General features: G+C 77.3%; 16 protein-coding genes and 1 riboswitch. Of the genes, 8 read left to right on the forward strand and 8 right to left on the reverse strand.

Annotated elements, in window-relative coordinates; genetic code table 11:
- Window positions 1–52 precede the first annotated feature (52 nt).
- The 3 genes from BDZ31_RS23905 to BDZ31_RS23915 are packed head-to-tail and all read right to left on the reverse strand — an operon-like array spanning window position 53 to window position 4,118.
- A complete protein-coding gene (locus BDZ31_RS23905) occupies window positions 53–2,254 on the reverse strand; it encodes a hypothetical protein (RefSeq protein WP_183345915.1) in 2,202 nt (733 codons plus the stop codon).
- A 59-nt stretch (window positions 2,255–2,313) separates the two neighbouring features.
- The gene (locus BDZ31_RS23910) at window positions 2,314–3,042 is read right to left on the reverse strand and encodes a DUF2238 domain-containing protein (protein WP_183345917.1); all 729 of its coding nucleotides are present in this window, start codon (window positions 3,040–3,042) and stop codon (window positions 2,314–2,316) included.
- The gene (locus BDZ31_RS23915; RefSeq protein ID WP_183345919.1) at window positions 3,039–4,118 is read right to left on the reverse strand and encodes a PHP domain-containing protein; all 1,080 of its coding nucleotides are present in this window, start codon (window positions 4,116–4,118) and stop codon (window positions 3,039–3,041) included. The genes BDZ31_RS23910 and BDZ31_RS23915 overlap by 4 nt, the downstream gene beginning before the upstream one ends.
- 59 nt (window positions 4,119–4,177) lie before the next feature.
- Between BDZ31_RS23915 and BDZ31_RS23920 the strand changes: the two genes are divergently transcribed.
- Both BDZ31_RS23920 and BDZ31_RS23925 read left to right on the forward strand, forming a co-directional pair.
- Complete coding sequence (locus BDZ31_RS23920) at window positions 4,178–4,819, forward strand: TVP38/TMEM64 family protein (protein WP_183345922.1); 642 nt, start codon at window positions 4,178–4,180, stop codon at window positions 4,817–4,819.
- 43 nt (window positions 4,820–4,862) lie between these two features.
- On the forward strand, window positions 4,863–5,990 hold the full coding sequence (locus BDZ31_RS23925) for an HD domain-containing phosphohydrolase (protein WP_183345924.1): 1,128 nt from the start codon (window positions 4,863–4,865) through the stop codon (window positions 5,988–5,990).
- A gap of 52 nt (window positions 5,991–6,042) precedes the next feature.
- Here the strand turns inward: BDZ31_RS23925 and BDZ31_RS23930 are convergent, their stop codons facing one another.
- Window positions 6,043–6,678 carry an alpha/beta family hydrolase gene (locus tag BDZ31_RS23930; RefSeq protein ID WP_183345926.1) on the reverse strand — a complete coding sequence of 212 codons (636 nt, stop codon included), beginning with the start codon at window positions 6,676–6,678 and terminating at the stop codon, window positions 6,043–6,045.
- 95 nt (window positions 6,679–6,773) lie between these two features.
- Between BDZ31_RS23930 and BDZ31_RS23935 the strand changes: the two genes are divergently transcribed.
- A complete protein-coding gene (locus BDZ31_RS23935) occupies window positions 6,774–7,007 on the forward strand; it encodes a hypothetical protein (protein WP_183345928.1) in 234 nt (77 codons plus the stop codon).
- An 83-nt stretch (window positions 7,008–7,090) separates the two neighbouring features.
- On the opposite strand, the gene BDZ31_RS23940 is transcribed toward BDZ31_RS23935, so the two are convergent.
- The 4 genes from BDZ31_RS23940 to bluB all read right to left on the reverse strand — a co-directional run bounded on the left by BDZ31_RS23940 (window position 7,091) and on the right by bluB (window position 11,994).
- Window positions 7,091–7,873 (reverse strand): SDR family oxidoreductase, encoded by a 783-nt coding sequence (locus BDZ31_RS23940; protein ID WP_183345930.1) that lies wholly within the window; start codon window positions 7,871–7,873, stop codon window positions 7,091–7,093.
- 191 nt (window positions 7,874–8,064) lie between these two features.
- A complete protein-coding gene (locus BDZ31_RS23945) occupies window positions 8,065–8,724 on the reverse strand; it encodes a hypothetical protein (protein ID WP_183345932.1) in 660 nt (219 codons plus the stop codon).
- 346 nt (window positions 8,725–9,070) lie between these two features.
- Window positions 9,071–9,970: an adenosylcobinamide-GDP ribazoletransferase gene (gene cobS / locus BDZ31_RS23950; RefSeq protein WP_183345934.1), complete on the reverse strand. Its 900-nt coding sequence runs from the start codon at window positions 9,968–9,970 to the stop codon at window positions 9,071–9,073.
- Window positions 9,967–11,994 carry a 5,6-dimethylbenzimidazole synthase gene (gene bluB / locus BDZ31_RS23955; protein ID WP_221243304.1) on the reverse strand — a complete coding sequence of 676 codons (2,028 nt, stop codon included), beginning with the start codon at window positions 11,992–11,994 and terminating at the stop codon, window positions 9,967–9,969. The genes cobS and bluB overlap by 4 nt, the downstream gene beginning before the upstream one ends.
- Window positions 11,995–12,166: 172 nt before the next feature.
- Window positions 12,167–12,257: riboswitch (adenosylcobalamin (AdoCbl) riboswitch) on the forward strand.
- A 116-nt stretch (window positions 12,258–12,373) separates the two neighbouring features.
- Between bluB and BDZ31_RS23960 the strand changes: the two genes are divergently transcribed.
- The 5 genes from BDZ31_RS23960 to BDZ31_RS24610 form a co-directional block, all read left to right on the forward strand.
- Window positions 12,374–13,435 carry a histidine phosphatase family protein gene (locus tag BDZ31_RS23960; RefSeq protein ID WP_183345936.1) on the forward strand — a complete coding sequence of 354 codons (1,062 nt, stop codon included), beginning with the start codon at window positions 12,374–12,376 and terminating at the stop codon, window positions 13,433–13,435.
- The gene (locus tag BDZ31_RS23965) at window positions 13,432–14,439 is read left to right on the forward strand and encodes a cobalamin biosynthesis protein (RefSeq protein ID WP_183345938.1); all 1,008 of its coding nucleotides are present in this window, start codon (window positions 13,432–13,434) and stop codon (window positions 14,437–14,439) included. Before BDZ31_RS23960 ends, BDZ31_RS23965 begins: the two co-directional genes overlap by 4 nt.
- Window positions 14,436–15,962 (forward strand): cobyric acid synthase, encoded by a 1,527-nt coding sequence (locus BDZ31_RS23970; RefSeq protein ID WP_183345940.1) that lies wholly within the window; start codon window positions 14,436–14,438, stop codon window positions 15,960–15,962. The genes BDZ31_RS23965 and BDZ31_RS23970 overlap by 4 nt, the downstream gene beginning before the upstream one ends.
- Window positions 15,947–20,011, forward strand: a complete 4,065-nt coding sequence (gene cobN / locus BDZ31_RS23975) for a cobaltochelatase subunit CobN (protein ID WP_343075684.1) — start codon at window positions 15,947–15,949, stop codon at window positions 20,009–20,011. The genes BDZ31_RS23970 and cobN overlap by 16 nt, the downstream gene beginning before the upstream one ends.
- The coding region (locus tag BDZ31_RS24610) for an ATP-binding protein (protein ID WP_221243305.1) at window positions 20,008–21,640 on the forward strand (1,633 nt) is incomplete at its 3' end. The genes cobN and BDZ31_RS24610, both read left to right, overlap by 4 nt.

The following is a 21,640-nucleotide window of genomic DNA, read 5'->3' on the forward strand; positions in this document are numbered from 1 at the left end:
TGCGACATCGACGTGAAGAGCGGGACGATCGCCCGCTCGCTCCCGCAGCCGCTCAGCCGCGCCGCAGTGTCCGCGCCGTCGAGTACGTGCGGCTGTTGCCGGCGAGGTCGCGGGCGGTGACGACGACCCGCACGCGCAGCCCCCGCGCGCCCGCCCGCGCGAGCGTCCGGCGCGCCGACGGCGTCAGCCGGATCCGCACCGACGCCGCTCTGCCGGCGGCGGCCCGGAACGGCGCGCTGCCGAGCAGGCGCGTCCCGACCGCTCGCTTGCCGCTCGGCAGCGCCAGCACGAGCTGCGCGCTGCCGCTGCAGAGGCCGCGGCCGGCGCCCTCGCGGCGGGAGCAGGAGATCGCGAGCGGCACGCGGCCGCCGCCGCGCGCGGTCCTCAGCACGCGTCTGCCGCCGACTCTCACGCCGGGCGGGTACGGGTTGACTTGGAAGGCGCGCGCGACCGTCGCGCCGCGGCGGCCGTCGGACATCACGGCGCGGATCTCGACGACGTGGTCGCCGGCCCGCAGCCCCGACGCCGTCCGCGGCGACGCGCACGGCTGCCACGGACCGCCGTCGAGGCGGCACTCGTAGAAAGCGGCGGACGGGTCGACGGCGAAGGCGATCCGCGCGTCGCGCGATCTCGTCAGCTCGGCCGGCGCCTCGACCACGCGGACCTCCGGGATCGGCAGCGGGGTGAGGTCGGCCGGCGGCGGCTTGATCGGCTGGTCGCTCGGAGCGACCGCGAACGACGGGCCGGCGGCGTCGGCGGCCAGACCGTTGCCGGCGGCGTCGACGACGGCGCTCGCCGCCGCGAGCACGAGGCCGAGCGAGCCCTCGCCGCCGACGCCGCTCGCCGTCACCCGCCAGGTCGTCGCGTCGACCTGCGTCACGGACGAGATCGCGCCGCGCGCGGTGCCGGTCGCGACGAGCGCGAACGCCGGTGCGCCGACGCCCGACACCGGCTCGGAGAAGCGCACCTGCCAGGCGACGGCGCCGTCGCCGACCGACGCCGGTCCGATCCGCTCGAAGGCGGTGAGGAGCGGGCGGACGCCGTCGATCGCGAGCGCCGAGGTGTCCGCCAGCGAGCCGGGCCCGCCGGGGGCTGGGAGGGTGAGGTCGGCGGCCGGCGCGGTCGCGTCGTCGGCGTCGATCGTCGCGCCGCGCAGCTCGAGCGCGGCAGTCGAGCGGTAGTCGAGGGCGGCGCTCGCGTCGCCTTCCGCGACCGTGTACGCGAACGTCAGCGTGTCGCTTCCCGAGCCGCCCGCGTAGGTCGCGACGCCGCTGGCCGCTCCGCTCGCCAGCAGCAGCACAGGCCTCCCGCCGCTCGTCCGGACGGCGACGGGGCGGTCGAAGCGGACGCGGATCGCGACCGTGCCGCCGATGCCGGCGATCGTCCCCGGCGCCGGGCTCGCCTCGACCGCGACGACGCTCGGCGACGGGACGACGGTCACGATCGCCGTTCCCGTCGACGTCAGCGCGCCCCCGGCGCCGGTGTTGCCGTTGTCGTCGAGCGTGACGGTCAGCGACTCGTCGCCTGAGAAGCCGGCGGCCGGCTGGTAGCGAACTCTGCCCGACTGGAACGCGGCCTGGAGGCCGGCGATCGTGCCGTCGAGCCGGATGCCGCCGGACACCGGGGTGACCGCGACGCCGACGTCGGTGGCCGCCGTCACGGTGCCGCCGCCGCTCGCCGTGACGGTGAGCGAGACGATGCCGTCGCCGGCGTCGACGTCGGCGACGTCGACGCCGGTGAGCGCGAGCTCTCTCTCCTGGCCGGTCGCGTACGTCGCGGGCACGGTCACGATCGGCGGATCGTTGACGGCGGTGATCAGGAACGTCGTGGTGAAGGTGTCGCTGAGGCCCTCGTCGTCGGTCACCACGACGCTCAGCGCGACGGTCCCGTTGAAGTCCCGCGCCGGCGCGTACACCAGTCCGGAGCCCGCGATGCGGGAGTTCAGCGCGTCCGGTGTGCCGGTCAGGGTGACGCTCGAGGTGCCCGATCCGGAGGCGACCACCCCGCCGCCCGACGACGCCGAGAACGTGCCGCTGCCGGCCGCCACCGCCAGCGTCACCGGGCCGCCGGAGTCGTCGGAGACGACGATCGTGTCGATGGCGCGCGGGACGTCCTCCGGCATCGCCGGAATCGGCATGACCGAGAGGGAAGGCGGCGCCGCCGAGGCGGCGATCGGGAGCATCAGGGCGAGGGCGGCGAGCGCGGCGGCGGCTGCGCCGGCGCGCCGGAGACGGGACATGACGCGGGCGACCATGGCGTGGGAGCCTACTGCCGGCGGCCGTCGCAATCGGCGCGTCGGCGCTCGTTCGACTTTCACAGCCGGTAGCCGCGGGCGTCGCGCACCGAGCGGTGGGAGGAGAAGCGGCCCAGCGCCCACAGGCACAGCAGCAGCGCGCCGACGAGCGAGCCGAGGAAGCCGTCGGCGATGTCGGCGATCGTGTCGGCGTAGCTGATGAAGAGGTTCTGGCCGAACCATCTGACCGCGATCCACTCGTAGACCTCGTAGACCGTCACGGCGGTCACGCCGATGCAGAAGGCGATGAAGCCCATCCCGAACAGCCGCGTCGCGCGCAGTCTGACGAGCGCCGGCTCCGGCACGACCTCGATCCGCGACAGCCCGATGTAGATCATCGGCGCGAAGAAGCACGGCAGCGTGATGTGGACGACGTTGTCGTACCACGACCAGTCGACGAACAGGTGGAGCGCGTCGCCCCAGCCGTTGAAGAACATCGCGATGCAGAAGCCCCAGTCGAAGACGCGCGGCAGGTCGACCATCCGCGCGACGAAGACCGCGACGGCGTTGAGCGCCAGCTGCGTCGCGGCATGGTCGTCGCCGGTCAGGTGAAAGACCACGGCGCCGACGACGAAGCTGAGCCGGAAGAGGTCGAGCGGGTCGCGCAGGACCGGGTGCCAGTCGCCGAGGAAGATCGCCCGCAGCAGCGCCGGCGGCCGCCACAGCGGTCTGCGTTGGGTGACCGGGTCGCCGTGCGGCCGCAGCGCCGGCTCGGCGGCGGAGCGCAGCACGCGGTCGCCGAGTCTCATCGCCGCGCCCGCAGGTGGACCGGGTTGGAGAGCAGCCACATCGCCCCGCCGACGCGCGCCTCGACGCGGTGGACGCCGGGCCCGGTGACGCGCAGGTCGAGCGCGTCGCCGTCGGCGCGCAGCAGCTCCTCGCCGTCGCGCACGACCCGCAGCTCCGCGGCGCGCGGCAGGCGGACCCGCAGCACCGTCTCCTCGTCGGGGGCGACGAGCGCCTCGCCGCCCATCGGGACGGTCTCGCCGTCGGCGCGCTCGCCCCAGAAGCGCGCGCCGTCGGCCGGCGCGACGCACGGCCGTGCCAGCCACATCGCGCCGGCGCGCAGGGCCGCGACCACCGTCGCCTCGTCGCGGGCCGGATCGCCGGTCAGCGGCTCGTCGAGCAGCAGGTGGGTGCGCAGCAGGTCGAAGGTGCGCGCGTGCGACAGGGGAGAGCGGACGGAGCCGTTGATCCGCACGCCCGGCGCGTGGCCGTCGAGCCCGCCGAGCGCCGGCACGCGCCGTCTCGCCGACAGCGCGTCCCACGCCGCGAGCTGGCGCGGCGGCGGCCCGTCGGCGGTCGCCGCGACCGGGTCGCGCAGCCAGCGCAGGACCTCCGCCGGCGAGCGCCACGCCTCGGCGGCGTCGGTCGTCACGCTCCACAGCTCGATCCCGTCGCAGCCGCCGGGCTGGTCGAGCGCCGGCCAGGCGTGGGGGAGGACGATCCGCCGCGCCAGCGCCGGCAGGAGGAGCCGCCCGCCCTCGCTGAAGGGGTGGGCGGCGAAGCCGACGCCGCCGGCCTCGCGGACCGCGGCGGCGATCTCGGCCGCACTGCGGCCCGCGTGCGGGATCTCGCCGCTGACGCCGAAGGCGAGGTAGTGGCCGCCCTTCGGGCTGACCTCCGTGCCGACGACCAGCGCGACGCCGTCGTGGGTGCCGGCCCAGCCGTCGCCGCGGGCGGCGAGCGTGTCGTGGTCGGTCAGCAGCAGCGCGCCGGCGCCGCTGTCGCGCGCGGCGTCGAGCAGCTCGGCGACCGTCGCGGTCCCGTCCGAGCAGGTCGAGTGGACGTGGACGACGGCGGAGAGGTCGTGGACGGGATCCATCTGGTGTGGATTCTGCGCGCTGACCAGCGGCCGCGAAACGCGCCGCTATCCTCGCCCGCATGGCGATCCGCCGCCTCCTGCCGGCGCTGTTGCTGCTGGCGGCCGCCTTCGCCGCGGCGGCGCTGCTGCTGCCCAAGTCGCCCGACGCCCTGCGCGACCTGCTCCTCTCGATCGGCGTGCTCGCGCCGGTCGTCGCCTTCGGCGCCTGGCTGCTGCTGACGCCGGCGCTCTTCCCCGGCACCGTCCTCGCCGCCGCCAGCGGCCTCGCCTTCGGGACGATCGGCGGCGCCGGCCTCGCGTGGGGCGGCGCCGTGCTCGGCGGGCTGATCGCCTTCGCGCTCGCTCGCACCGTGGCGCGCGGACCGGTCGAGCGGTTCGTCGCCGGGCGCAGACGGCTGGGCGCCGTCAGCGAGCTGTTGGAGCGCCGCGGCTTCGCCGCCGTGCTCGCGGCCCGGCTGATGCCGGGGGTGCCGGTGACCGCGCTCCACTATGCGGCCGGCGCCTCGCCGGTGCGGCTGCGGGCCTTCGTCGGGGCGATGTCGATCGGGGCGCTGCTGCGCACCGTCCCGTACGTGCTGCTCGGCCAGGGGATCGGCAGCGGCTCGCCGCTGGTCGTCGCCGTCGGGGCCGGCTCGATCGTGCTCGGCGGCCTCGGCGGCACGGCGCTGCTGTGGCAGCTGAAGGCCCGCGCCGCGATCTGATCGTCCGCTGAACGCGGCCGGCCGGACGACGATCCGACCGGACGTGCACAATCTGCCGACCATGCGGCTGGTCTCGACCCGTCATCTCCAGGCCGGCACGATCGTCGCCCGCCCCGTGCGCAGCGGTCCCGTGGGCACCGCCCCGCTCGTCATCGAGGGCGCGCTCCTGACCGAATCGATGTGCCGGCGGCTGCTCGAGCTCGGCGTCGCGGCGGTCTGGGTCGACGACGAGATCGGGGAGGGGATCGAGCCGCTGGAGGCGCTCACGCCCGAGACGCGCGACGCCGCCGAGAGAGACGTGATGGCGACGCTCGCCGACGCGCGCGAGGCGCTCGCATCCGGTCAGCAGCTGCCGCAGCAGGCGGTCGACCGGATGCGCGACGTCGCCGGCGCGATCGCGCGCGAGATCGCCGCGCTGCCGGAGGCGGCCTACGCGCTGAGCGAGATGCGGATCGCCGACCACTACACGCACGAGCACTCCGTCCGCGTGACGACGCTCGGGCTGCTGCTGGCGGCGCGCCACTGGAGGTCGCACGGCTGGACAGACCACCGCGGCCGCCAGCGCCACGACAGCGTCGCGCAGCGGATGACGCAGCTCGGCTTCGGGCTGCTCGTGCACGACATCGGCAAGCTTGCGATCCCGCGCGAGGTGCTCGACAAGCCCGGCAGACTCGACGCCGAGGAGTGGGAGCTGATCAAGCGCCACCCCGACCTCGGCGCCGCGATGCTCAGCCACACGACGACGTCGATGCTGGCGATATCGGTCGTCCGCTTCCACCACGAGCGCTGGGACGGCGCCGGCTACCCGCGCAGGCTGCGGGGTCGCAGGATCTCCGAGCTGGCGCGGATCGCCGCCGTCGCCGACGTGTACGACGCGGTCCGCTCCGAGCGGCCGTACAAGCCGGCGCGGCCGCCGCACGTCGGCTACGAGGTCGTGAGGGAGGGCTCCGGCAGCGCCTTCGACCCCGCGATCGTGCGGACCTTCTGCGAGGTCGTGATGCCGTATCCGGTCGGTCACGAGCTGGAGCTCGACGACGGCGTGACGGCGGTCGTCGCGGCCGTCGACCCGGCGCGCCCGTACGCGCCGCTCATGCGCTGGCGCGACGCCGGCGGCACCATCGTCGAGCGCGAGGTCGACCTCGCGCGGGGGCGCGCGGCCGAGCCGGCCTGAGCGGGGCGCGGCGCGGCGGTCGGGCGGACGCCGTGGCCCGACGGGCGCGGCGTCAGCGCGTGCCGAGGACGCCGGGCAGCCACGCCGCGAGCGCGGCCCGCAGCGCGGCGCGGTCGCTCTTGAGGCCGTGGTCGCCTTTGATCGCGACGACCTCCCGGCCGGGCGCCGCCTCCGGCATCCCGAAGCGGTCTCTGACGCCTTGCACGATCAGCACCGGGACGCCGGCGGGGACCGCCTCCAGCTCCGGCAGGCGGCTCGGGCGCGGCTCGCGGCCGGCTCTGACCGGCGGCTGGAGCGGGAAGGCGAGGCAGAGGATGCCGGCCGCGCCGGTCGCCGCGGCGGTGCGGCAGGCGACGCGGGCGCCCGACGAGCGGCCGCCGGCGACCAACGGCAGCGCCGGGTCGAGCTCGCCCCGCTCGCGCAGGCCGGCGACGACTGCCTCCCACGCCGCGTCGAGCTGTCTCGCCGGCGCCGCGTTGCGGCGGCCGGCGACGCGATAGGGCTGCTCGACGAGGCCGACCGTCGCCCCGAGCTCGTTCGCGACCGCGGTCGCCGCGACGAGGTCCGGCGCCGCGACGCCCCCGCCGGCGCCGTGGCCGAGCAGCAGGGCGCCGGTCGGCGGGCCGTCGGGGCGGTGGAGATGGACGCGCGCGGGGCCGTGCGGGGTGTCGAGCGTCAGCGGGGGCACGGCGGGGATGGTCGCAGAGCGACGAGGCGCGCGGACACATCGCGGGTGCGCGGCGGCGGGCGGTTGGGGCCGCGCCCGGCGGGTAGCTGCGCGCCATGGAACGAGCACAGAGAGAGCGATTCGAGCAGGCCGTCGAGCGCAAGCGCGAGGAGGCGGAGCGGCGGGCTCAGGGCGGCGGTCCGCGCGGCGAGCCCGGCGCCGAGGGCGCGGGCAAGCCGGGCGGGCAGGAGGAGCAGCTGCACGCCCCCGAGCGCCCGCAGGACATCCCCGACCCGCGCAAGAAGAGCAGCGGCCACGGGCAGAAGACCGCCGACAAGTGGAACCAGTGAGGGTGGGTTGAGCCCGGCGGCGCGGCGCCGGCGCACTCACGAGCGTGATGCCCCGCTGAGCGGCCCGGGTGCGGTCGGCGCGCCTATCTCGCGTCCTGGTTGGCGACCGCCGCCATCAGCAGCAGGCCGCCGTCGACGACGTAGGAGCCGCCGGTGACGTAGGAGGCGCGCGGGGAGGCGAGGAAGGCGATCAGCTCGGCGACCTCGTGGGCCGATCCCGGGCGGCCGGCGGGGATCTGGCGGCGCTCGATCGTGTGCGGGTCGACGTCCTCGGCGCCGGTCATCGGCGTCGCGATCTCGCCCGGGGCGACGGCGTTGACGGTGATCCCGTGCTCGGCCAGCTCCAGCGCCATCACCTGCGTCAACAGTCCGAGGCCGCCCTTCGCCGCGCAGTAGGCCGACGAGCCGCGCAGCGGGACGTGCTCGTGGACCGAGGTCACGTTCACGATCCGCCCGCCCTCGCTCTGCGCGACCATCCGCCGCGCCGCCGCCTGACCGCAGAGCATCGCGCCGGTCAGGTCGACCGCGAGCACGTGGTCCCAGTCGTCGGCGCTCATCTCGAGGAACCCAGCGCTGGCGCCGGTGCCCGCGTTGTTGACGAGCACGTCGAGGCCGCCGAGCGCGTCGGCGAGCCGCTCGATCGCCGGCTGGACGGTCGCGCGCTCGGTGAGGTCGAGTTCGACGACGTGGGCGGCCCGGCCGTGGGAGCGGACCTCGCGCGCCGTCGCCTCCCCGGCGGCCGCGTCGTAGTGCCACGTGATCCCGACGTCGCAGCCGTCGCGGGCGAGCGCGACTGCGGTCGCCTTCCCGATGCCCGACTCCGAGCCGGTCACGATCGCGCGGCGCGGACGCTGTTCGGCGGTCATGACGGGGACCTACCCGATCCGTGCTAGGTCGCCTCGGTCGGCGAGCGTCTCGCGGCGCGGCCGCCCGCGGCCCAGTGCGCCCGGGCAACCGGGCGCGGCAGGCGGCGAACGGGACGCCGGACCGTCACAGCGCCTGGCTCGGGGCGCGCGCGGCTGCGGCCGAGCGAGACGGCGGACGGTCTGCCGAAGCCTCAGCGCCCGCGGCAGGTGCCGCGGCCGAACGGGACGCGGACGGTCGTCGCCGGGGCGGCGGGGGAGGCGCCGCTTCGGATCGTCAGCCGCACGCAGCGGGCGCCGTCGACGACGACCGCTCCCGGCCAGCCGGTCGGCCGGCGCCCGGCGCAGGTGCGGGCGATCACGAGCGTGTGGGGGCGGTCGCCCGCCTGGGCGGGCACGCGCCGGACGCCGTAGTCGAGCCAGACGTGGCCGCGGTCGGCCCGTGGGACTGCGATCCGCGCCGTCGCGCCGGCGTCGACGACGAGCGGCGACTTGGCGGCGAAGGGGCGCCCGTCGGTCGGGCGGAAGTGACGGTGGGGATGGCGTCGGAAGCGGTCGAGCGACATCAGCAGGACCGGCGGCGCGACCACGTCGGCGCGCCCGCCGCGGGGTCGTGCGGCGCCGAGCGAGTTGTCGCAGGTCAGTCGCCGCACGGCCACCCGCGCGGCCGCGGCGGGAGCAGGCGGTGCGACCGAGCTGGCCGCGAGCCGGTAGGCCGGTGCGACGGTCTCGACGACGGGGCCGGGCGCGGCCCGCTGGCCGGACCGGTCTCCGCCGACGGCGAATGCGGTCGCGAGCGCTCCCGCCGTCCCGACCGCCGCGACGATCCCGATCGCCCATGCTCGTCCGCTCATCGCATCGAACCTCCTCTCATCCACTCGTTCCTGGTGGTTCGAACGCTCGGAAGCCTGCGGAGTTGCGCTTGGCGACGCGGCCGGTGGCACCCGTATCCCACCCGTATCCGCGGGGCGCCGGCCGGGGAGCGGTGCGTCCCAGCCGGAGCGAGCGACGCGACCACGCGGGCGGCGGCGCGGGCCGGCGCGAACGGCTCCATTGCGCGCTGCCGAGGGCTGCGGCGGAGCGGACCGCCGAACGGTGCGACGCGGGCGGCGGCGCGGGCCGGCGCGAACGGCTCCCATTGCGGGCTGCCGAGGGCGGACCGCCGAACGGTGTGAGCTGAGCTGCCGGACGCGGCCGCGCTCAGTGCCAGCTCGCCGCGAGCGCGACGACGACGGCCAGCTCGGTCAGCGCGATCGTCGCGCCGAGCGTGTCGCCGGTGCGGCCGCCGAGCGTGCGGCGCGCCCAGGCGACCGAGAGCGCGGCGACGAGCGCGGCGGCCGCGAGCGCGAGCAGGCCGCGCAGGGGGCCGACGGCGAGCAGCGCGGCGGCCGCGGCGGTGAGCGCGCCGAGGAGCAGCGGCCTCCGGCGGACGGCGAAGCCCGCGCCGAGCCCGTCGCGGCGCGCCGGCGGCGTCGCGGCGGCGTGGACGAGCGCGGCGGCGCGGCCGAGGGCGCACGCGGCGATCAGGGCGAGCAGCGCATCGGCGGCGGAGACCTGCGCGAGCGTCGTCAGCAGCATGAGGCCCCAGCCGAGCAGCGCGAGCATTCCGAAGGTCCCGATCCGCGAGTCGCGCATGACGGCCAGCTGCCGCGCGCGGTCGCCCCGGACGCCGAGCCCGTCGGCGCAGTCGGCCAGCCCGTCCTGGTGGAGCGCGCCGGTGACGGCGACGAGCGCCGCGAGCGCGAGCACGGTTGCCGGCGCGGCGCCGAGCAGCGGCTCGGCCGCGACCCGCACCCCGCCCGCGAGCGCCCCGACGGCGGCGCCGACGAGCGGGAACCACCCGGCGGCCCGCCCGAAGTCGCCGACGCGATGGGCAGCCGCCGGCACCGGCACGAGCGTCAGGAACGACAGCGCGATGCCGGCGTCGGCGAGCGGGCGGGGGCGCGGCGCGGCGGCTTCGACGGTCGCAGTCGGCCGCGGCCGCGCGGCGGACGCGCTCGGCGCGTTGTCGACCGGGGTCGCGCCCGGCTGGGCTGGCGGTTCGCCGGTGCCGCGGTCGCCGGTGGCGGCGCCGGGGCGTGTGGGCGGTCGCTCGCTCACCGCGGGCCGTCGATGCCGGCCTCGGCGAACGTGCCCATCTCGCGATGGAGCGCGCCGGCGGAGGCGATCACCGGCAGCGCGAGCAGCGCGCCCGACGCCTCCCCGAGACGCATGCGCAGGTCGAGCAGCGGCTCCAGCCCCAGCTCGGCGAGCACGAGCGCATGGCCCGGCTCGGCCGACCGATGGCTGGCGATCAGCGACTCCGCGAGACCGCCGTCGAGCCCGACCGCCGCAAGCGCCGCCGTCGAGACCGCGTAGCCGTCGAGGATCACCGGCAGCCGCCGCCGCGCCGCTTCGATCGCCGCCCCCGCGAGCGCCGCCAGCTCCAGTCCCCCGACCTCGCGCAGCGCGGTGCGGGCGGGGAGGGGAGCGGCATCGGCCGTCGCGCCCTCCGCGGTGGGGGCTGGTGTGCGGGCGGCCGCGGCGCCGTCTGCGGTGGGGGCTGGTGTGCGGGCGGCCGCGGCGCCGTCTGCGGTGGCGGGCGTCGCGGCGGAGGCGCGCGCTCGTGCCAGCGCGGCGTCGACGACGGCGCGCTTGCGGTCGAGGCCGGCGGCGTCGAGGCCGGTGCCGCGGCCGACCGTGCGCTCGGCGCCGACGCCGAGCAGGGCGCCGGCGAGGGCGGCGGTGGTCGCGGTGTTGCCGATCCCGATCTCGCCGAGCGCGAGGCAGTCGGCGCCGCGCTCGGCCAGCTCGCCGGCCAGCGCCGCGCCGAGCGCCAGCGCGGCGTCGAGCCGATCGTCGGTCAGCGCCGGCTCGGCGGTCATGTCGGCGGTTCCCGGCGCCAGCTTCGCGGCGCGCACGCCGGGCGGCGTCTCCGCGACCAGGCCGACGTCGGCGACCAGCAGCTCGTGGCCGCCGTGGCGGGCGAGCACGCCGACCGCGCTCTGGCCGCGCGCCGCCGCGCCGGCGACCTGCGCCGAGACCCGCGCGTCGAAGAGGCTCGTGCCGTGGACGACGTGGCCGTGGTCGGCCGCGAGCACGAGCACCCCGGCCCTTGGCGCCGCCGGCGGCGCCGCGCCCGTGATCGACGCCCACCGCTCGATCAGCGCCTCCAGCGCCCCGAGCGACCCGGCCGGCTTCGCGAGCCGGTCGGAGCGGTCGCGCGCCGCGATCGCCGCCTCGCGGTCCGGCGGCGCGGCGCGCGGCCGGACCGCCGCCTCTCTGCCGGCCGGGGCGGGACCTCTGTCATCCGGTGCACGCACAGCCGGCATTGGATGACAGAGGTCCGCCCCGGAGGCGTCCGCCGGGCGGCCGGCGGGGTCCGCGGCGGCCCGTCGCGGCGCGGCGACGGCGTGCTCGGCCGGCCAGCGCTCGTCGATCACGACGTCGGCGAGCGGCATGCGGGACGACCAGCCGGCGGCCTCCAGGCCCGGGCGGACCGGGCGCTCGTCGGGCCAGCCGACGCACAGCCACGCCATCGGCTCGACGCGCGCCGGGATGCCCAGCAGCGTGCGCAGGTCGTCGGGGCGGTAGAAGCTGACCCAGCCGACGCCGAGGCCCTCGGCGCGCGCCGCGAGCCACAGGTTCTCGATCGCGCAGGCGGCGCTGTAGAGGTCGGTCTCGGGGATCGTGCCGCGGCCGAGGATCTCCTCGTCGGGGTCGCCGTGGTCGCAGCAGACGACGACGCCGAGCGGCGCCTCGACGATCCCCTCGATCTTCTGGTCGAGGAAGTGCGCGGCGCGCTCGCTGAACTTGGCCGACTGACGGATCCGCTCCCGCTGGGCCAAGCGCCGCAGCGCCAGCTTCGTCTCCAGCGAGCGCACGACGATCAGCCGCCACGGCTGCATCAGCCCGACCGACGGCGCCTGGTGCGCGGCCGCGAGGATCCGCTCGAGCACGTCGTCGGGCACGGGGTCGGGGCGGAAGCGGCGGATGTCGCGCCGCTCGGCGATCGCGCGGTAGACCGCGTCGCGCGCCTCGTCGGGGAAGCGCCAGCCGCGCGGATCGGCGGCGCGCTCGGCGGCGCGGGAGGGATCGAAGCCCGCCGGGGTCGCCGGGCGCGGGGGTCGCAGGTCTCCGCTCACGGCGAGCAAGCCTAGACAGGCCGTCCAGCGAAGAGGGCCGACCGTCCGGCTCGCCGGCTTGCCGCCCTCGCCTCCCGCGGCCGCCGCGGCGGCGCCCGTGCCGGCCCAAGGGGGCGACGCGACGCGGGCGCGGCCGGCGAGCGGGCGCAGCCGGTACGATGGCCGCCGTCAGCGTGGCGGTGCGAGGAACCCGGTGAGACTCCGGGACGGTCGCGCCACTGTGTCCGGCTCCCCAGCCGGAAGTCAGGAACTCCACCGCCGCGACTCCTTCCACGATCGGGACGCTGGATCCCGAGGAGGTCCGCCGCATGCACCGCATCGCCCCGTCGTCGCCGCCCGATCGGCGCACCGCCGCGTCCGTCGCAGCCGCCCCGGCGCCGTGAAGCGGCTGCTGCTCGTGCGCCACGCGGCGACGAGCGCGACGCGAGCCGCCGCCTTCCCGGCCGACGAGCCGATCGAGGATGGCGCCGCCGCGCTCGCCGCGCCGCTCGCCGCGCTCGTGCGGGGCCGCGACGCCGCGCCCGCTGCTTCAGACGCCCGGCCGGGGCACGGGGCGGCGGCCAGCGAGCCGACCGCTTCCGGAGCCCGGCCGGGGCGCGGGATGGGCGCCGCCAATCTGGCCGCTCCCGGCGCCCGGCCGGGCCGCGAGGTGGGCGCCGCCGGTCCGACCGCTCCCGACGCTCGGCCGGGGCAGGGGGCGGCGGCCGGCGAGCCGGCCGCTACCGGCTCCCGGCCGCGGTTCGATCTGCTCGCCAGCCCGGCGCTGCGCTGCCGCCAGACCGCCGCGGCCGCCGGCCTGACCGCGCGGCCGGAGCCGCGCATCGCCGAATGCGACTTCGCCGCGTGGGCGGGGCGGACGCTCGCGTCGGTGCACGCCGAGCAGCCCGACGCCGTCGGCGCCTGGATGGCCGATCCCGACGCGGCGCCGCACGGCGGCGAGTCGCTGCGCGCCTTCGCGGCGCGGGTCGGCGGCTGGCTCGACGAGCAGGCGGGCGAGGACGGAACGACGCTCGCGATCACCCACGGCGGGGTCATCAAGGCCGCGCTCGTCCACGCGCTCGGCGCCCCGCTCGACGCCTTCTGGCGGCTCGACGTCGCCCCGCTCTCCGTCACCGAGCTGCACGCCCACGACGGCCGCTGGACCGTGACGCGGACGAACTGTCCGCTCGACCCGGCGGTCGGCCGCGCTCGCTCCGCTGCCGTCGCGCAGGAGCGCGGTGCCGCCGGCTCCGGTGGGACGGCGGTCGGGGGCGCGCCCATGGCGGGTGCGAGCGGGGCGCGCGTGGCCGTCGGCAGTGGGGCGGCGGTCGGGGGCGCGCCCATGGCGGGTGCGAGCGGGGCGCGCGTGGACGTCGGCGGTGGGGCGGCGGTCGGGGGCGCGCCCCCGGCGGGTGCGAGCGCGGCGCGCGTCGCCGGCGCCGGCGCGGGGGCGGCGCGGTGAGCGGGTTCGCGCTCGCCGCCGGCTGGGCGGCCGACATCGCGTTCGGGGATCCGCGGCGGCTGCATCCGGTGGCGGGCTTCGGACGGGCAGCGCTGGCGCTGGAGCGGGCGATCTACGCGCCGTCACGCGGCCGCGGCGCGCTCTTCGCCGCCGTGCTCGTCGGCGGGGCGGCGGCAGCGGGGCAGCTCGCGACGAGGCTCGCGGAGCGGGTCGCGGGGCGCGCCGGCCGGACGGTCGTGCTCGCGGTCGTGACGTGGGGCGCGCTCGGCGGGCGCAGCCTCGTGCGCGAGGGGCGGCGGATCGCCGAACTGCTGGAGGCCGGCGACCTCGACGGCGCCCGTGACGCGCTGCCCGCGCTCGCCGGGCGCGACCCGTCGCAGCTCGACGAGAGCGGGATCAGCCGCGCGGTCGTCGAGTCGCTCGCCGAGAACAGCTCCGACGCGGTCGTCGGCGCGCTCGTCTGGGGCGCCGCCGCCGGCCCGGCCGGAATCGCCGCCTTCCGCGCCGCCAACACGCTCGACGCGATGGTCGGCCACCGCTCGCCGCGCTACGAGCGGTTCGGCTTCGCCGCCGCCAAGCTCGACGACGCGATGGGCTGGCCGGGCGCCCGCCTCGGCGCGCTGCTCGCGGTTGCGCTCGCTCCCATCGCCAGCGGATCGCCGCGCGCGGCATGGCGGATCCTCCGCCGCGACGGCGCCGCACACCCGTCTCCCAACGCCGGCCGGATGGAGGCGGCGTTCGCCGGCGCGCTCGACCTGCGCCTCGGCGGTCCGCTCAGATACGGCGAGCGGACCGAGCACCGCCCGACCCTCGGCGACGGCCGCCCACCGCAGCCCGCCGACGCCGCCCGCGCCGCGCGGCTCAGCCTCGCCGTCGGCGCCGCGAGCGCCCTCCTGTGCGCTGCCGCCCGCGCCGCCGCGCCCGCTCGCGCCCGCCGAGCCACTGGCGCCGTCCCACCGCACCGCGACGACAGCACGCCGACGATCGACGGGAGTGGGCGATGAGAGGGGCGTTGCTGGTCGCCGGCACGCATTCGGACGCCGGGAAGTCGGTCGTGGCGACGGGCATCTGCCGCTGGCTCGCGCGTCGGGGCGTCAGGGTCGCTCCCTTCAAGGCGCAGAACATGGCGCTCAACAGCGTCGTCGCCCACGACGGCAGCGAGATCGGGCGGGCGCAGGCGGCGCAGGCGGCCGCGTGCGGGATCGAGACCGAGGCGGCGATGAACCCGGTCCTGATCAAGCCCTCCGGCCACCGCCACAGCCAGATCGTGGTGATGGGGAAGCCGTTCGCCGACGTCGACGCGCGCTCCTACCAGCACCTCAAGGACCAGTTGAAGCCGATCGTCGCCGACGCGCTGGACGACCTGCGGGCGCGCTTCGACGTCGTCGTCTGCGAGGGCGCAGGCAGCCCGGCCGAGATCAACCTCCGCCACGCCGACCTCACCAACATGGGGCTGGCGACGGCGCACGGCCTGCCGGTCCTCGTCGTCGGCGACATCGACCGCGGCGGCGTGATGGCGTCGTTGTTCGGGACGCTCGCGCTGCTCGACGCGACCGACCAGGCCCACGTCGCCGCCTTCCTGGTCAACAAGTTCCGCGGCGACCAGTCGATCCTCGCGCCCGGCCTCGCGCAGCTCGAAGCGATGACCGGCCGCGCGACGCTCGGCGTCCTCCCGCACGTCGAGGACCTGTGGATGGACGTCGAGGACTCGCTCGCGCTGGAGGCGCCGCGGCCGGAGGAGCCGGCGCTGGCCGACTCGCTCGACGTCGCCGTCCTGCGGCTGCGGTGGATGAGCAACTTCACCGACGTCGACGCGCTCGCGACCGAGCCCGGCGTCCGCGTCCGCTTCACGCGCAGCGCCGCCGACCTGGAGCGGGCCGATCTCGTCGTGATCCCGGGGACGAAGGCGACCGTCGAGGACCTCGCGCGGCTGCGCGAGCACGGGCTCGACAGGGTCCTGGTCGAGCGGGCCGCGCGCGGCCGTCCGATCCTTGGCATCTGCGGCGGCTACCAGCTGCTCGGCGAGTCGATCGACGACGGCGTCGAGTCGAGACGGGGCCGGGTCGAGGGCCTGGGGCTGCTCCCGGTCACGACCGCATTCCAGCCCGACAAGCTGCTGCGCCGCCGGCGCGGCGCCTGCGCCTGGCTCGGCACCGCCGTCTCCGGCTACGAGATCCGCCACGGCCGCGTCAGCCGCGGCGGCGGCGAGCCGCTCGTCCACGACGGCGGCGAAGGGGAGCCCGACGGCTGCCGCCACGGGGCCGTCCTCGGCACCAGCTGGCACGGGGCGCTGGAGCACGACGCCTTCCGCCGCGCGCTCCTGCGGCAGGTCGCGGCGACCGCGGGCCGCGACTTCCGGCCGGGCACGGCGACCTTCGCCGCCGCCCGCCAGTCGCGGCTCGACGTGCTCGGCGACCTGATCGAGCAGCACGTCGACACGGCCGCGCTCGAAGACCTGATCAGCGGCGGGGTTCCCGCCGGCCTTCCGACCGTCCACACAGAGGTGCGCACGTGCTCCGTTTCGTGACGACCGCCGACACCGAGATCCTCGCGACCGCCGCCGCGGTGCAGCGGCTCCCGGACGGCTTTCCCCAGGTGCGCTGCGCCAACCCGTTCGGCGCCGACGCCGCCCAGCTCGTCGACACGGTGATGGACGGTGCGCGGGTCGTGCTCGTGCGGATCCTTGGCGGCACGCGCGGCTGGCAGGACGGCCTGCCGCTGCTGGTCGAGCGCTGCCGCGAGGCCGGCGTCCCGCTGCTCGCGCTCGGCGGCGAGGCCGAGCCCGACGCCGAGATGACGGCGCTGTCGAGCGCGCCGTCGGGCGCCGTCGCGCAGGCCGGCGAGTACCTGCGCCACGGCGACGTCGACAACGTCGAGCAGCTGCTGCGCTTCCTCGCCGACACCTTCCTGCTGGAGGGCTGGGGCTTCGAGCCGCCGCGCGAGACCGCCGACCTCGGGGTCTACCTGCCCGGGCGTGGTGACGTCTCGATCGAGGAGGCGCTCGCGGGGCACGACCCCGGCCGGCCGACGGTCGGCGTCTGCTTCTACCGCTCCCACCGCCTGACCGGCAACACCGCCTTCGTCGACGAGCTGTGCGCGCAGATCGAGGCGGCCGGCGCCAACGCCGTCGCCGTCTGGAGCTACACGCTGCGGCGCGGCAGAGACGGGCGCGTGCCGGCGCTGGAGCTGCTCGACGGCAAGGTCGACGCGCTCGTCACGACGATGCTCGCGACCGGTGGGTCGGGGGCCGCGGACGCGAGCGCGGGCGCGGCGGGGGCGGGCGACGCGGGCGCGGCCGGAGCGGGCGCGGCCGGAGCGGGCACCGGCGGGGCGGGCGCGGACCGCGCGGGCACGGGCGCGGCGGGCGCCGGCGCGACGGAGGCCGGCGCGAGCGCCGGCGGCGCGCCCGACGGCATCGGCGAGCAGTGGCAGGAGTGGGACGCGAGCGCGATCGACGCGCTCGACGTGCCGGTGATCCAGGCCGTCTGCGCGACCGCATCGCGCGCCGCCTGGGATGCCTCCGACTCCGGCCTGTCGCCGCTCGACTCGGCGACCCAGGTCGCGATCCCCGAGTTCGACGGCCGCCTGCTCGGCGGCGTGATCTCCTTCAAGGAGCGCGGCAGCGACGCCGACTCGCCGGTCGGCATCGGGGTGGCGCGGTACGTCCCCGACGCCGAGCGCTGCGGCCACGTCGCGCGGCTCGCGGTCCGCCATGCGCGGCTGCGCTTCCTGCCGGCGTCGGAGCGGAGGGTCGCGCTGCTGCTGACCGCCTTCCCGACCAAGCACGCGAAGGTCGGCATGGCCGTGGGGCTCGACACGCCGGCGTCGGCCGTCGCGCTGCTGGCGCGGCTGCGCGAGGAGGGGATGCGGGTCGAGCACGGCTTCGCGGACGGCGACGAGCTGATGCACGCGCTGATCGCCGCCGGCGGCCACGACCCCGAGTTCCTCACCGACGAGCAGCTCGCCGCGTCGCCGCTGCGGCTGCCGGTGTCGGCGTACCTCGAACGGTACGCCGAGCTGGACGCCTCGTTGCGCGAGCAGATCGAGGCGAAGTGGGGCCCGCCGCCGGGCGATCGCTACCTCGACGGCGACGACTTCGTGATCGCTGGCCTCGAGCTGGGCGACGTGCTGGTCGCGATCCAGCCGCCGCGCGGCTACGGCGAGGATCCGGTCGGGATCTACCACGACCCCGAGCTGCCGCCGACCCACCACTACCTCGCCGTCTACTGGTGGATCGAGCGCCAGTGGGGCGCCGACGCGATCGTCCACCTCGGCAAGCACGGGACGCTCGAGTGGCTGCCCGGCAAGACGCTCGCGCTGTCGCGCGGCTGCGCGCCCGACGCGACGCTCGGCTCGCTCCCGCTCGTCTACCCGTTCGTCGTCAACGACCCCGGCGAGGGCGTCCAGGCGAAGCGGCGGGTCCACGCCGTGATCGTCGACCACCTGATCCCGCCGATGATGCGCGCCGACTCCTACGACGAGCTGGCGCAGCTGGAGGCGCTGCTCGACGAGTACGCGCGGCTGGAGGTGCTCGACCCGCCGAAGCTGCCGGCGCTGGCGGCGCGGATCTGGACGGCGATCGAGGCCGCCAACCTGCAGGGGGATCTCGGCGTCGAGGAGCGGCCCGACGACCTCGAGGAGCTGGTCGAGCAGATCGACGGCTACCTCTGCGAGGTCAAGGACATCCAGATCAAGGACGGGCTCCACGTGCTCGGCGCGGTGCCTTCCGGTCCGCAGCTGCGCGGCCTCGTGAGCGCGTTGCTGCGGCTCGGTTCCGGGTCGGTGCTCGGACTCCGGCGGGCCGTCGGACTGGCGTACGGGCTCGACGAGGAGGCGCTGGTGGCCGCGCCGGGGGAGGCGTTCGCCGGCGAGGTGCCGGAGGCGCTCGTGTCGCGCTTCCGCGGGCCGGCGGCCTCGAACGGCGATCTCGTCGACCGCCTGGAGGCCGCCCAGATGGCGCTGCTCGACGGGTTGGCCGCGCGCGGGTGGTCGGCGGATGCGGTCTCCGAGGTCGTGGCTCGCGTGCTCGGCGTGGGCGCGGCGGGGGAGGACGACGCGGAGCGGCGCGGGGAGCCGGACGGCGCGCAGGACGCGGGTGCGGCGCGCGCCGAAGCGCCGGGCACGGCTGTCGAGGTGATCCGAACACTTCGCTTCGCCTGCGAGGAGGTCCTGCCGCGCGTGGCGCGCACGACCGAGGAGCTGGACAACGTGATCGCCGCGCTCAACGGGCGCCACGTGCCGGCCGGGCCGTCAGGCGCGCCGACGCGCGGGCGGATCGACGTGCTGCCGAGCGGCCGCAACTTCTACTCGGTCGATCCCCGTGCGCTGCCGAGCGAGCTGTCGTGGGGCGTCGGCGTCAAGCTGGCCGACGCGCTGCTCGACCGCCACCGCCGCGACCACGGCGAGCTGCCGAGAACGGTCGGGCTGGTCGCTTGGGGGACGGCGGCGATGCGCACCCAGGGCGACGACGTCGCCGAGATCCTCGCGCTGCTCGGCGTGCGGCCGACGTGGCATCCCGAGTCACAGCGCGTGACCGGGATCGAGGTGATCCCAATCGCCGAGCTGGGCCGGCCGCGGATCGACGTCACCGTCCGCATCTCCGGCTTCTTCCGCGACGCCTTCCCGCACCTCGTCAACCTGATCGACGACGCGGTCGCGGCCGTCGCGACGCTCGACGAGGCCGACGAGGACAACTTCGTCGCCGCGCACGCGCGTGCCGACGCGGAACGGCTGGCGGCCGACCTCGGGAGCGACGCCGCCTGGCGCCGGGCGACGACCCGGATCTTCGGCTCGAAGCCGGGCACGTACGGCGCCGGGCTGCTGCAGCTGCTGGAGACGCGCGACTGGCGCGACGACGCCGACCTCGCCGAGGTCTACGAGGCGTGGGGCGGGTACGCCTACGGGCGCGGCCTCGACGGCGCGCCGGCCCGCGAGGCGATGCGGGAGGCGTTCGCGCGGATCGACGTCGCGGTCAAGAACGTCGACTCGCGCGAGCACGACATCCTCGACTCCGACGACTACTACCAGTACCACGGCGGCATGGTCGCGACCGTGCGCGCGCTGACCGGCCGCGCGCCGGCCGCCTATCTCGGCGACTCCTCCGATCCGTCGCGCGCCGTCGCGCGGACGCTGGAGGAGGAGACGCGGCGGGTCTTCCGCGCGCGCGTCGCCAACCCGCGCTGGATCGCGTCGATGATCCGGCATGGTTACAAGGGCGCCGCCGAGCTGTCGGCGACCGTCGACTACCTCTTCGGCTACGACGCGACCGCGGGCGTCGCGGAGGACTGGATGTACGAGCAGGTCGCGCAGAAGTACCTGCTCGACGACGACGTGGCGGCGTTCGTCGCGCAGTCGAACCCGTGGGCCGGCCGCGCGATCGCCGAGAAGCTGCTCGAGGCGGTCGACCGGGGCATGTGGTCCGAGCCTTCCTCGCACGTCCTCGACGCGGTCCGCGACCGCTTCCTGGCGCTGGAGGGCGAGCTGGAGGAGGCGGAACCGCTCGGCCTGCGGCCTCGGGTTCCGTCGGAAGAGCTCGCCCAGGGGGCTCCCTCTTCCAGCGGGGAGGCCGTGCCGTGAGCGGCGCTGCCGCCTTCCCGCTCTCCGCGATCGTCGGGCAGGAGGCGCTGGTCGAGGCGCTGCTGGTCAACGCCGTCGCGCCCGACGTCGGCGGCGTGCTCGTCCGGGGCGAGCGCGGGACGGCGAAGTCGACGGCGGTGCGGGCGCTTGCGCCGCTGCTTCCGCCGGTCGCGGCCGCGGCCGGCCAGCCGTGGTGCTTCGGGCCGGGCGAGGTGGGGCCCGACGGGATCGTGCCGGCCGACGCCGCGGTCGTCGAGCGGCCGGCACCGCTCGTCGAGCTGCCGCTCGGCGCGACGCTCGATCGGCTCGTCGGCGCGCTCGACCTCGGCCGCGCGCTCGCCGGCGAGCAGGCGTTCGAGGCCGGCCTGCTCGCCCGCGCGCATCGGGGAATCCTGTACGTCGACGAGGTCAACCTGCTGCCCGACCACCTCGTCGACGCGCTGCTCGACGCGGCCGCCTCGGGCGTGGCGCGGGTCGAGCGCGAGGCGGTCTCCGTCTCGCACGCGGCGCGGTTCCTGCTCGTCGGGACGATGAACGTCGAGGAGGGCGAGCTGCGGCCGCAGCTGCTCGACCGCTTCGGACTGGGCGTCGAGGTGCGCGCGCCGCGCGACCGTGCCGTGCGTGCCGAGATCGTGCGGCGCCGGCTGGCGTTCGAGCGCGACCCGGCGGGCTTCGCGGCACGGTTCGCGGGGGAGGAGGCCGCGCTGGCCGAGCGAATCGCACGCGCCCGCGTCGCGCTGCCGGCCGTCCGCCTGCCCGAGCGGGAGCTGCTCCGCATCACCGGCGCCTGCGCCGAGCTGGAGATCGACGGCGTCCGCGGCGACATCGTCTGCGCCCGGGCCGCCGCCGCGCTGGCGGCGCTCGACGGAAGCGATTCCGTCGACGAGTCCCACGTCCGCCGGGCCGCCGAGCTCGCGCTCGCCCACCGGCGCCATCGGGATCCGCTCGCCGCCGGCGGGTCGTCGGTGAGCGACGACCTGCAGCGCGCGCTCGACGGCGATCCGGACGGCCAGCCGCCGTCCGGCGGACCGGCCGGCGGTGGCGGCTCGCCGGACGAGTCGCCCGGCGACGGGGGTGCGGCCGACGGACGGTCGAGCGCGCCGTCGGGTGCGGGCGGTTCCGCGTCCGCTCACGGTGGTGCCGGCGCTGGAGGTGCCGGCGGCACTGGTGCCGCCGACGGCGCCGGGGGTGGCGATGGCGACGATGCCGCCGGGGCCGCTGCCGCCGCTCAGTCCGCCACCTCCGCGCGGTTCTCGCCGACCGCCCGCGCCGTCGAACGGCGCGACCCGCCGGCGCCGGCACGGCTTCCGGCGGCGGCGCTGACGCTCGACGGCCGCGGCTCGGGGCCGCCCGGCCGCCGGGCGCGAGGCGCAGGTCCGGGCCTCGGCGCGATCGACAGCCGCCCGGCCGGCCCGGACGCCGCGGACCTCGCCGTCGTCGCCACCCTCCGCGCGCGGCTGCTTACCGGCGCCCAGGGGAGGAGTGGGGGGGGGGGGGGGGGGTGGGACACCCCCCCCCCCCCCCCCCCCCCCCCCCCGCCCGGGGGGGGGGGGGGGGGCGCCCCCCCCGCCCCCCCCCCCCCCCCCCGGCCGCCCCCCCCCCCCGGGGGGGGGGCGCCCCCCGCGCCCG

Origin of the sequence: Conexibacter arvalis (assembly GCF_014199525.1) — a bacterium.
Taxonomy (GTDB): Bacteria; Actinomycetota; Thermoleophilia; order Solirubrobacterales; family Solirubrobacteraceae; genus Conexibacter; species Conexibacter arvalis.